This window comes from Amycolatopsis sp. NPDC059235 (genome assembly GCF_042754125.1).
Classification (GTDB): domain Bacteria; phylum Actinomycetota; class Actinomycetes; order Mycobacteriales; family Pseudonocardiaceae; genus Amycolatopsis; species Amycolatopsis albidoflava.
The window spans coordinates 1-11,463 of sequence record NZ_JBHZAG010000157.1 but is presented as its reverse complement, the minus strand read 5'-3'; the positions used below and the strand labels follow the sequence as shown (position 1 = coordinate 11,463).

The following is an 11,463-nucleotide window of genomic DNA, read 5'->3' as shown; positions in this document are numbered from 1 at the left end:
CGGCGTGACAGGCCGAAGGCCCCTCACGCCGGGCAGCCCCCAAACGCCGGCATAAAAGCGATCCCGCCCGCGGCGGCGGAGCCGACGCCAAAAACACAGCTTGGTGAGCTAGTCACCCAACCCAGCCGCCCTAAAGCGACCCGATGAGACGCTCAACCCGCTCATCCACAGACCTAAACGGGTCCTTGCACAACACAGTCCGCTGCGCCTGATCATTCAACTTCAGATGCACCCAGTCGACCGTAAAGTCCCGCCCAGCAGCCTGCGCCGCCGCAATAAAGTCCCCGCGCAGTTTCGCGCGTGTGGTCTGCGGCGGGGTGTCCTTGGCGGCCTCGATTTCGCCATCGTCCGTGACTCGCCGGACGAGGCCCTTCCGCTGCAACAGATCGAAGATGCCCCGCCCCCGCCGAATGTCGTGGTACGCCAAGTCGAGCTGAGCCACCCGAGGACTAGACAAATCAAGATCATGCTTAGCCCGATACCGCTCCACCAACCGATGCTTGATCGCCCAGTCGATCTCGGTATCGATCTTGCTGAAGTCCTGCTCCTCCACAGCCTCCAGCGCCCGCCCCCACAACTCCACAACCCGCTCATTCGCGGCCGTAGACCCGTTCTCCTTCAAATGCTGCACAGCCCGAGCGTGATACTCCCGCTGAATATCCAGCGCGGACGCCTCCCGCCCGCCAGCCAACCGCACCTGCCGACGACCAGTGAGATCATGACTGATCTCCCGAATAGCCCGAATCGGGTTGTCCAGCGTGAAGTCCCGGAACTGCACCCCCGCCTCGATCATCTCGAGCACCAGATGCGCCGACCCGACCTTCAGCATCGTCGTCGGCTCGGCCATGTTGGAGTCGCCGACGATGACGTGCAGGCGCCGGTAGCGCTCGGCGTCGGCGTGGGGTTCGTCGCGGGTGTTGATGATCGGCCGGGACCGGGTGGTGGCGCTGGAGACGCCTTCCCAGATGTGCTCGGCGCGCTGGGAGAGGCAGTACACGGCGCCGCGCGGGGTCTGCAGGACCTTGCCCGCGCCGCAGATGAGCTGGCGGGTGACGAGGAAGGGCAGCAGGACGTCGGCGATCCGGGAGAATTCGCCTGCCCGGGTGACCAGGTAGTTCTCGTGGCAGCCGTAGGAGTTGCCCGCGGAGTCGGTGTTGTTCTTGAACAGGAAGATGTCGCCGCCGATGCCCTCGTCGGCGAGCCTGCGCTCGGCGTCCACGAGGAGGTCCTCGAGGATCCGTTCGCCTGCTTTGTCGTGCGTGACGAGCTGGGTCAGGTCGTCGCATTCGGCTGTCGCGTATTCAGGGTGCGAGCCCACGTCGAGGTAGAGCCTGGAGCCGTTGGACAGGAACACGTTGGACGAGCGTCCCCACGAGACGACCCGCCGGAAGAGATAGCGCGCGACCTCGTCGGGCGAGAGCCTGCGCTGGCCGTGAAAGGTGCACGTGACCCCGAACTCGGTCTCGATGCCAAAGATCCGCCGCTGCATCCCACCAGAGTAGGCGCTGGACCCCCGAGGAAGGTGCGCCGTTCGGGCGGCGACACGCGGTCGGTACGTTGCAAGTGGTGACAATGCGGCGGAAACCGGTCGCCGGGGCCGGCGGCGGGCCCGGCGCGGCCAGCGGAGGTGGACGAGAGTGTTCCAGCAGGTCGGCCGGGCTTTCCGGCAGGTGGGGCAGCGGGATCGGGCGTTGATGCGGCGCAGTGCGGCACTGCCGCGCACGCGCGCCGACGACGTGGTGACCGCGTTGTCCCGAAGTGCGGACAAATCGCGGCTCTGGTGGGGCGTGGCGGCCGTGCTGGCGGTCCGGAAGGGCCCGGCGCGACGGGGCGCGCTGCGCGGGATCGCCGCCATCGCGGGCGCGAGCGCCGCGGCGAACCTGGTCGCGAAGCCGTTGTTCCCGCGCCGCCGTCCGGCCGAAGAAGAGGTTCCCGCGCACCGTCAGCTGCGGAAACGGCCGACGTCGTCGTCGTTCCCGTCCGGGCACTCGGCTTCGGCCGCCGCGTTCGCGACCGCGGTCGCCATGGAGTCGCCGCGCGCCGGGCTCGCGCTGTTCCCACTCGCCGGGGCGGTCGCGTACTCGCGGGTCCACACCGGGGTGCACTGGCCGAGCGACGTCGCGGCGGGGCTGGCGATCGGGACCGGGGTCGCGGTGCTGACCCGGCATTGGTGGCCGTTGCACCCGGACGCGCGCGCCCGCACCGCCCATTCGGCGCAAGCGCCGGAGATGCGCGACGGCGAGGACATGCTGGCGCTCGTGAACCCGCATTCGGGGGTCGACGGCCAGGATCCGACCGAGGACGTCCGTTACGCCTGGCCGAAGGCGTCGCTGATCTACCCGGATCCGTCGCGGGATCTGCGCGAGCAGCTCGCCGACGAGATCGAGGCGCACGGTTCGGTCCGCGCGCTCGGCGTGGCGGGCGGAGACGGCACGGTCGCCGCGGTGGCGTCGGTCGCGGCCGAACGCGGGCTGCCGCTGGCGCTGATCCCGGCCGGGACGCTCAACCACTTCGCCCGCGACGTCGGGGTCCGCTCCATGCCGGACGCGGACGAGGCGACCGAGGGCGGGCACGCGGTCGGCATCGACCTGGCCGAGGTCGAGATCGACGGCTCCGGCGAGCCCGCGCACCGCTGGTTCGTGAACACCGCCAGCCTCGGCGGATACCCGGAGATGGTGCGGCTGCGGGAAAAGCTGCAGTCCCGGTTCCCGAAGTGGCCGTCCGCGGCGATCGCGCTGGTGCGCGTGATGCGGCACGCGAAGCCGCTGCGGGTGCTGCTGAACGGGAAGCCGACGCAGGTGTGGCTGATCTTCGTCGGCAACGGCACGTACGCGCCGAAGGGGTTCGCGCCGTCGCGGCGCCCGGCGCTCGACACCGGCCTGCTCGACGTCCGGTACGTGCGGGCGGACGTGCGCTGGTCGCGGCTGCGGTTCGTGGCCGCGAGCCTCACCAACAGCCTGCACGCGAGCCACGTCTACCGGCAGCGGGACCTGCCGGAGCTGCACGTCCGGCTGCTCGACGGGAACCGCCGGGTCGCCACCGACGGCGAGGTCGGGCCGCTCGGGCGGGAGTTCCGGTTCCGGTCGCGCCCGAGCGCGCTGACCGTCTACCGCAATCCGGACAGCGCTTCCTGACGTCCTTCGCGAACCGGGCGGTGACGGCCGCTCGAGTTTTGCCCTAAGGTCCCTCCGGGCGCGGTCGGCCGGGCACCGAGTTCTTCACCACTGCGCGCCCGGCACTCCCGGCTCTGACCTGCGCGCTTACCGTCCGCTCGCCGTCTCCGCAACAATTCTTGACCATTCCTTTACCTTCTCTCAACGAATCCACAGCGAGCCGTCCCTAGCGTGATCTTCGAGGTGCGGACAGTCCTGTCCGCACCAGTTCACGGCAGGGGTCTACTCAGTGCGTCTTTCCACCCGCGGTCCGAGCTGCCCGTCCGCGGCGGGCCGCGGATGACGCGGCTGTTCCCGCAGGCTGTCGACCCGGTCCTGCCCCCGTCGGTCACCTCCCAGGCGAGGGACCTCGGGCCGCTCGAATCCCCCTTGCTGTGGCTCGCGTTCGCCGGCGCCGCCGCCGCGGTCCTCGCCGTCACCGTCGCGCTCGCGCACCGCCGCCGCGTGCGCCGCTGGGGCATCAGCGGCTCGATCGCTCTGTTCCTGATCGCCGCGGTCACCGCCGTGAACAGCTACGTCGGCTACGTCCGCACGCCGAGCGACCTCGGCAGGCTGCTGCAGCGCGGCTCCGGCGCGATGAACGTCGCGGGCACCCTGCTGCGCAGCACCAGCGACGATCCGGCCGAGGACTCGGATCCCAGCACCGCGAGCAGTTCCACCGGCGGGAACAGCGGCAGCTCCCCCGCCGCCGGCCGCCCCGCGGCCCCGGCCAGCGGCAACGGCAGCACCGAGGTGCTGAACGTGCCCGACCCGGCGCACGGCGTCGCGAACGGCGAGAACTACGTGGTCCTCCCGGCCGGCTACCACGACCCGGCGAACGCGGCCAAGCGCTACCCGGTCGTCTACCTGATCCACGGCTACCCCTACGGCGGGCCGCGCGACTGGCTCACCTCCGGCTCCGCGCCGCAGACGCTGAAGAGCCTCGAGGACGCGCACGTCATCCAGCCGATGATCATCGTGAGCGTCGACCTCACCGCCAACCGGCCGAGCACCGACTGGGAATGCCTGAACGTCCCGGGCGGGCCGCAGCTGGAGACGTACCTCGCCAGCAGCATCGTGCCGTCGGTCGACCAGCATTACCGCACGTTCGCCGACCGCGGCCACCGCGCGCTCGGCGGCATGTCCGGCGGCGGCTTCGGTGCGCTGAACATCGGGCTGCACCACCTCGACGAGTTCGGCACGCTGCTGATCTCGCTGCCCTACGACGACCTGAACGACTCGGTCGGCGTCCTCGGCGGCAACCAGGCGGCGATCGCGGCGAACACCCCGCGCCGCTACATCCCGACGATGCCCTTCCCACAGAAGCTCGCCGTGATGCTCACTGTCGGCACCGGCGCGCCGACCGACGTCGCGACCGCGCACCGCATCGCCGGGTCGTTGCAGCGGCGCGGCCAGGAGGTCGTGGTGCACGCCGAACGCGGGTTCAACCACACCTGGCACACCGCCCGCGCGACGCTCCCGTACATGCTCGCCTTCGCCGATCAGAACTTCCGCAGCGCTCCTGCCGCCTCCTGAGCGGATTGTCCGGAAAAATATCTTCCGGGCCCTGTCCATCCGGGCGGGCGCCGTTCGTGGTGAGGTCAGTGCGGCGCCACGGCCGCACTGACCGACGAAGGAGCCCGACCATGAAGTACCTGCTGCTGATCCACGCTTCCGCGGCCACCGAGCAGGGCGGGGCCGCCGGCTGCGAGCCCGCCGACTGGATGGCCTACGACAAGGAAGTCCGGGACGCGGGGGTGTTCGTCAGCGGCGAGTCGCTCGCCGACCTCGTGACCGCGACCAAGGTGCGGGTCGGCGCGGACGGCGAGCGTTCGATCACCACCGACGGCCCGTTCGCCGAAACCCGGGAGCTGCTCGGCGGGTTCTATGTGCTGGACGTGCCGGACCTCGACGCGGCGCTCGACTGGGCGGCCCGCTGCCCCGGTTCCCGCGACGGTTCGGTCGTGGTCCGCCCGATCGCCGATTTCGATGCCTGACGCGCGAGCGTCCGTGGCGGCCGTGTTCCGCGAGGAGCACGGCCGCCTGCTCGGCGCGCTCGTCCGCCGCTTCGGCGATCTCGACCTCGCCGAGGAGGTGGCCGCCGAAGCGGTGGAGGCGGCGCTGGTGCGCTGGCCGGTGGACGGCGTTCCGCCCAAGCCCGGCGCGTGGCTGATGACCACCGCGCGTCGCAAGGCCGTCGACCGGCTCCGCCGGGACCAGGCGTACGCGGCGAAACTCGCTGTCCTGCAAGCGGAATCCGACCGCAGCGATCCTCCCCCGCTTCCCGGGGCCGACGGCGACCTGCCCGACGACCGGCTCCAGCTGTTCTTCACCTGCGCGCATCCCGCGCTCGCCGCCGAAGACCGGCTCGCGCTCACGCTGCGCTGCCTCGCCGGCCTCACGACGCCTGAGGTCGCGCGGGCGTTCCTGGTGCCGACCGCGACGATGGCGAAGCGGATCGTGCGGGCCAAGAACCGGATCCGCGACCACCGCATCCCGTTCCGCGTCCCGGCCGGCGACGAACTGCGCGACCGGCTGCCGGGTGTGCTGCAGGTGCTGTATTCGCTGTTCACCGAGGGCTACGCGGCCAGTTCCGGGCCGGACATTCAGCGTCCGGACCTGGCAGAGGAAGCCATCCGGCTGGCGCGGATCCTGCACCGGCTGCTGCCCGGCGAACGCGAAATCACCGGACTGCTCGCGCTTCTGCTGCTCGTCCACGCCCGCCGCGCCGCTCGTACCGGGCCGGACGGCGAGTTCGTCTTGCTCGAAGACCAGGACCGGACGTCCTGGGACGCGGCGCTGATCGACGAGGGCTGTGCGCTGGTGCCGGTCGCGCTCACCGGCGGGCCGCCCGGGCCGTACGGGGTGCAGTCGGCGATCGCCGCGCTGCACGCCGAGGCGGCGGATGTCGCGAGCACCGATTGGCCGCAGATCGTTGCGCTGTACGACATCCTGCTGACGCTCACGCCGACGCCGGTCGTCGCGCTCAACCGCGCGGCCGCGGTGGCGATGCGCGACGGACCCGAAGCCGGGCTGGAACTCTTGGACGGCTTGGCCGACGAGCCTCGGCTGCAGGGCTACCACCCGTACGCCGCGGCTCGCGGAGACCTGCTGCACCGTCTTGGCCGCGACGACGAAGCGGCGGCGGCGTACCGGGAAGCGTTGGAGAGCGCGGGAACCGAGCCGGAACGCGCGCACCTGCGTCAGCGGCTCGACGCTCTCTGACTTGGCACCCACCGGCTGAGCACCGGGTCCACGAGCCTCGTCAACGGCCCGGACAGCGTCTGCCCGTGCCGCCGGAACAAGTCGTCGCGCGAATCGAACCGGCCCAGGTCGACCAGGACGGTCGCGGACAGGTCGCACGCTCCGCCGACGTCGCAGGTGACCCCGTCCCAGTCGATCGCGGTACGGGACACCGCGTCGAAGAGCGTTTCCCCGCTGTCATTGGAGAATCCCGGACTCGCCGCCAGCTCGGCCAACGGCCCGAACAACTCCCCGACCGAAACCCACGCGTCCGCGATCCGGAACTCCGGCCACGCCACCACCGCCCGCGACGGCACCAGGAACTTCAGCCTGGGAAACCTCGGATACCAGAACCGGCCGTCCACCACGAGACCCCGCACCCGCGTCGGAACCCCTTGCGCCCGCGCGACTCCCTCCAGGACCGCCAGGCGCTGACTGCACGAACCCCGGCCGCGCCGCAACGTCCGCGAGATCGGCTGCCGCTCCTGCACCGCGTACACCGGCCGCACCGACCCGGCGATCGTCCGGTGCGCGGTCCGCAGCCCGGCAAGCCCGTCTTCCGATGCTGTCTCCCGCACCAGGGACTGCACGAGCGGATCGCGCCAATCGAGAATCGCCGTCGGAACCACGCCGCCCTCGGCGGAACTGTCCCCGGCGGCACGACGACGCCACCACGGGGTCACCAGCGCACACGTCACCACGCCAGTATTCCGGAATACGACTGTGGGCCGCCGACATTCGCCGGCGGCCCACAGTGCGTCACGTCATTCCTTCTCGCCCGAGTCCTTCTCCGAACCCTTGTCGGCATCGCCCTCGCCGGAGTCGTCCGGCTTCTCGGCGGGCTCCTCCTTCTCCGGCAGCAACGCCTCCAGCGCCGCACCCGACAACCGCCGGAACGCACGCCGCGGCTTCGACCGGTCCAGCACCGCGACCTCGAGCTTGATCTCCGCCGCCTCGGCCGCCGACCCGTTCCCGTTCGACGACGCCGCGGTCGCCCGCAGCCCCTCGATCGCCGTCGCCAGCGCCGTGCGCAGATCGTGCTCCGGATCCACGACGTCCTTCAGCTTCGTGCTGATCGGCTCCGTCGTCCCGCCCATCACCACGAACGGCGACTCGTCGAAAATCGACCCGTCGAACGTCAACCGGTACAGCTGGTCCTCCGCCGCGGTCGCCCCGACCTCGGCCACGCACACCTCCACCTCGAACGGCTTCAGCTGCTCGGTGAAAATACTGCCCAGCGTCGCCGCGTACGCGTTCGCCAACGCCCGCGCGCTCACATCCCGGCGGTCGTACTGGTAGCCCTTCAGATCCGCGTGCCGGATCCCCGCCACCCGCAGGTTCTCGAACTCCGAATACCGGCCCACCGCGGCGAACCCGATCCGGTCGTAGATCTCGGACACCTTGTGCAGCGTCGCCGACGGATTCTCCGCCACGAACAGCACCCCGCCCGCGTACTTCAGCACCACCACGCTCCGGCCCCGCGCGATCCCCTTGCGCGCCAGCTCGGAACGCTCCCGCATCAGCTGCTCGGGAGAGGCATACAACGGCATCGTCACGGTGTCGGCTCCACGTTCTCCGAAAACTCGGCAGTCATTGATTCAGCGGACATCGGCGGCCTCAGACCGGCCGGTGGTGATTGCGCTCCGCGCGCCCGGCCACCACCGCCTCGGCCACCGCACCCGTCCGCTCCGCGGGCAGCACCACCGCGCCGTCCTCCGCGGTGATGGTGATGACGTTCGGGAAAATCCGCCGCACCAGATCCGGCCCGCCGCTCGCGGTGTCGTCGTCCGCCGCGTCGTACAACGCCTCCAGCGCCGTCCGCACCGCCGCGTCGGCATCCGCGTCCGGGTCGTACAGCTTCTTCAGCGACGACTTCGCGAACAGCGAACCCGAACCGACGCTCGCGTACCCGGCGTGCTCCTCGTACCGCCCGCCCGCCGCGTCGTACGACACGATCCGGCCCGCGTGCTTCGCGTCCTCGGCCTCCAGGTCGTACCCGACGAACAACGGCACGACCGCGAGGCCCGCCATCGCCATCTCCAGGTTCGCCTTCACCATCCCGGCCAGCTTGTTCGTCTTGCCGTCCAGCGAAAGCGAAACGCCCTCGATCTTCTCGTAGTGCGCCAGCTCCACCGCGTACAGCCGGACCATCTCCACGGCCAGCCCCGCGGTCCCCGCGATGCCCACCGCCGAGTACTCGTCCGTGACGTGCACCTTCTCGATGTCCCGGCTCGCGATCAGATTCCCCGACGTCGCCCGCCGGTCACCGGCGATCAGCACCCCGCCGGCGAACGCGACCGCGACGATCGTGGTGCCGTGCGGCGCGTTCAGCTCGCCCGCGCCCGCGGGCACCCGCCGCGCGGGCAGCAGCTCCGGCGCGGTCGCGCGCACGAAATCCGCGAACGACGACGTCGCCGGCGAAAAGTAGGCCGACGGCAGTCCGGGCCCGGAAAAACCCGCCCCAGAGGAGGTGTTGTCCATACGTGCTCTCGGTTCCCATCTATCCCGTGCCCGGCAACGCCACCGGCAAACCTGCCCCCGGCGCGGCCGCGCGAAACCTCCGGCCCAGCGCGCCCGCCGCACCGCCCCGCACCCGGGACGGCCGCGACGGGCGGACGGCTACTCGCCGCCCTTCTGCACGTAAGCGCGGACGAAGTCCTCGGCGTTCTCCTCCAGCACGTCGTCGATCTCGTCGAGGATCGTGTCCACGTCCTCGCCGAGCTTCTCCCGCCGTTCCTGGCCCGCCCCGCCGGCGTCGTCGAACTCCTCGTCGGAATCGCCGCCGCCGTGCTTCTCGATCTTCTCCTGCGCCATCTCGCCTCCCGGTCTGGCCGATGTTCCCTAGCCTACCCAGCGGTACCGACGAAAAGGGCCTTCCAGCGGCCCGAAACGCCGGGATCGCGCTAGTCCGAACCGGTGATCGCCTCCACCAGCTCCTCCGCCGTCGCCGCCGCGTCCAGCAGCTTCCCGACGTGCGCCTTCGTCCCCCGCAACGGCTCCAGCGTCGGGATCCGCACCAGCGACTCCCGGCCCACGTCGAAAATCACCGAATCCCACGACGCCGCCGCGATCGACGACGCGTACTTCTCCAGCGCCCGGCCCCGGAAGTAGGCGCGCGTGTCCGACGGCGGAGTCGTGATCGCCGCCTGCACCTCCTCCTCGGTGACCAGCCGCTTCATCGAACCCCGCGTGACCAGCCGGTTGTACAAGCCCTTGCCGAGGCGCACGTCCGAATACTGCAGGTCCACCAGCCGCAGCCGCGGCGCGCCCCACGCCAGCTGGTCCCGCTCCCGGTAGCCCTCCAGCAGCCGCAGCTTCGCCGGCCAGTCCAGCCGGTCCGCGCACTCCTGCGGATCCCGCGCCAGCGCGTCCAGGATCTCGCCCCACACCCGCAGCACTTCCTTCGACGCCTCGTCCGCGCCCGTGCGCTCGAGGTTCGCCGCCGCCAGCTCGTGGTAGGCGAACTGCAGGTCCAACCCGGTGAACTTCTTCCCGTTCGCCAGCTCGACCTTCGTCTTCAGCGTCGGGTCGTGGCTGATCTTGTGCACCGCCCGCACCGGCTCGTCCAGCTTCAGGTCGTCGAACCGCACGCCGGCCTCGATCAGGTCCAGCACCAGCGCCGTCGTCCCGACCTTCAGATACGTCGAGTACTCCGACAGGTTCGCGTCCCCGATGATCACGTGCAGCCGCCGGTACTTGTCCGCGTCCGCGTGCGGCTCGTCGCGCGTGTTGATGATCCCGCGCTTGAGCGTGGTCTCCAGCCCGACCTCGACCTCGATGTAGTCCGAGCGCTGCGAAAGCTGGAAACCCGCCTCCTCGCTCTGCTGCCCGATCCCGACCCGGCCGGACCCGCACATCACCTGCCGCGACGCGAAGAACGGCGTCAGCCCGCCGATCACCGCGGTGAACGGCGTCGACCGCTGCATCAGATAGTTCTCGTGCGTGCCGTAGCTCGCGCCCTTGCCGTCCACGTTGTTCTTGTACAGCTGCAACGGCGGCTGCCCCGGCACGGTGGCCGCCTTCAACGCGGCCTCCTCCATCACCCGCTCGCCCGCTTTGTCCCAGATGACGGCATCCCGCGCGTTCGTGACCTCCGGCGCGGAGTACTCCGGATGCGCGTGGTCCACGTACAGCCGCGCACCGTTGGTGAGGATGACGTTCGCCGCGCCGAGGTCCTCGACGTCCGGGTCGTGCCCCGGCCCTCCAGGACCGGTCAGGTCGAACCCGCGCGCGTCGCGCAACGGCGACTCCACCTCGTAGTCCCAGCGCGCCCGGCGCGCCCTCGGGATGTCCGCAGCCGCGGCGTAGGCCAGCACCACCTGAGTCGAGGTGAGCACCGGGTTCGCCGTGGCGTCCCCGGGCACGGCGATGCCGTACTCGACTTCGGTTCCCATGATCCGACGCATGCCCACCACCCTACGGGTTGGACGCGTGCGACGATGCCCCCATGCCAGGCAGTGACGAACTCGTTGCCCTCTATGACGACGCAGGCCACGCAGTAGGCGAGGCCCTCCGCTCCCGAGTGCGAGCCGAAGGACTCTGGCACGCCGCCGGCGTAGTCCTCGTCCGATCGGGCGACGGCCGCAACGTCTACGTGCACCTCCGCACCGCGGACAAGGACATTTTCCCTTCTACCTGGGACTGCTGGGCAGGCGGAGTAGTAGCCGCAGGCGAAACCCCCGCAGCATGCGCCCGCCGCGAACTGGCCGAAGAACTAGGCATCCACGGAGTGGACCCCACCCCGCTCTTCACCAAAATCTACGACGACGGCAACATCCGCTGCCACAACTTCGCCTACGAAGCCCGCTGGGACGGCCCCATCCACCTACAACCAGAAGAAATCGCAGAAGGCCACTGGATGTCACTCGACAAACTCCGCACCTGGGTCTTCGCCTCAGACCCCAAGCCGCCCTTCATCCCAGACGGCCGCTCAGGCGTCCAAGAATGGTTCCACCGCTACGGCTAAAGCCCACAGCCCCGCACCGGTTCCTGAGACTCGCCCACCACCGCGGGATCGCGCCGGCGTTTGGGGGCTGCCCGGCGTCACAGGCCGAAGGCCCCTCACGCC

General features: G+C 70.5%; 11 protein-coding genes. 5 read left to right on the top strand and 6 right to left on the bottom strand.

Annotated features, from left to right (window positions below; all coding sequences use genetic code 11):
- Positions 1-130: 130 nt before the first annotated feature.
- Positions 131-1,489: a Pup--protein ligase gene (gene pafA, locus ACFXI3_RS45855; RefSeq protein WP_344274200.1), complete on the bottom strand. Its 1,359-nt coding sequence runs from the start codon at positions 1,487-1,489 to the stop codon at positions 131-133.
- Positions 1,490-1,694: 205 nt separating this feature from the next.
- Between pafA and ACFXI3_RS45850 the strand changes: the two genes are divergently transcribed.
- From ACFXI3_RS45850 to ACFXI3_RS45835, 4 genes are all read left to right on the top strand, one after another.
- Complete coding sequence (locus tag ACFXI3_RS45850; RefSeq protein WP_378408426.1) at positions 1,695-3,134, top strand: bifunctional phosphatase PAP2/diacylglycerol kinase family protein; 1,440 nt, start codon at positions 1,695-1,697, stop codon at positions 3,132-3,134.
- 318 nt (positions 3,135-3,452) lie between these two features.
- On the top strand, positions 3,453-4,688 hold the full coding sequence (locus tag ACFXI3_RS45845; protein WP_344274194.1) for an alpha/beta hydrolase-fold protein: 1,236 nt from the start codon (positions 3,453-3,455) through the stop codon (positions 4,686-4,688).
- Positions 4,689-4,798: 110 nt separating this feature from the next.
- On the top strand, positions 4,799-5,149 hold the full coding sequence (locus tag ACFXI3_RS45840) for a YciI family protein (RefSeq protein WP_116204978.1): 351 nt from the start codon (positions 4,799-4,801) through the stop codon (positions 5,147-5,149).
- Positions 5,142-6,377, top strand: a complete 1,236-nt coding sequence (locus ACFXI3_RS45835; RefSeq protein WP_378408424.1) for an RNA polymerase sigma factor — start codon at positions 5,142-5,144, stop codon at positions 6,375-6,377. The genes ACFXI3_RS45840 and ACFXI3_RS45835 overlap by 8 nt, the downstream gene beginning before the upstream one ends.
- Here the strand turns inward: ACFXI3_RS45835 and ACFXI3_RS45830 are convergent.
- The 5 genes from ACFXI3_RS45830 to dop all read right to left on the bottom strand — a co-directional run bounded on the left by ACFXI3_RS45830 (position 6,356) and on the right by dop (position 10,801).
- Positions 6,356-7,093 (bottom strand): transglutaminase domain-containing protein, encoded by a 738-nt coding sequence (locus tag ACFXI3_RS45830; RefSeq protein WP_378408422.1) that lies wholly within the window; start codon positions 7,091-7,093, stop codon positions 6,356-6,358. The genes ACFXI3_RS45835 and ACFXI3_RS45830 overlap by 22 nt on opposite strands.
- A 66-nt stretch (positions 7,094-7,159) precedes the next feature.
- On the bottom strand, positions 7,160-7,951 hold the full coding sequence (prcA, locus tag ACFXI3_RS45825; RefSeq protein ID WP_344274182.1) for a proteasome subunit alpha: 792 nt from the start codon (positions 7,949-7,951) through the stop codon (positions 7,160-7,162).
- 61 nt (positions 7,952-8,012) lie between these two features.
- Positions 8,013-8,876: a proteasome subunit beta gene (prcB, locus tag ACFXI3_RS45820; protein ID WP_344274179.1), complete on the bottom strand. Its 864-nt coding sequence runs from the start codon at positions 8,874-8,876 to the stop codon at positions 8,013-8,015.
- Between the two features lie 138 nt (positions 8,877-9,014).
- Positions 9,015-9,209, bottom strand: coding sequence for a ubiquitin-like protein Pup (locus ACFXI3_RS45815; protein WP_037806475.1), 195 nt, complete (start codon positions 9,207-9,209; stop codon positions 9,015-9,017).
- Positions 9,210-9,298: 89 nt separating this feature from the next.
- Positions 9,299-10,801, bottom strand: a complete 1,503-nt coding sequence (dop, locus tag ACFXI3_RS45810) for a depupylase/deamidase Dop (RefSeq protein WP_344274172.1) — start codon at positions 10,799-10,801, stop codon at positions 9,299-9,301.
- A 41-nt stretch (positions 10,802-10,842) separates the two neighbouring features.
- Here dop and ACFXI3_RS45805 point away from each other — a divergent pair, with 41 nt between their 5' ends.
- On the top strand, positions 10,843-11,361 hold the full coding sequence (locus ACFXI3_RS45805; protein WP_378408419.1) for an NUDIX hydrolase: 519 nt from the start codon (positions 10,843-10,845) through the stop codon (positions 11,359-11,361).
- Positions 11,362-11,463 lie beyond the last annotated feature (102 nt).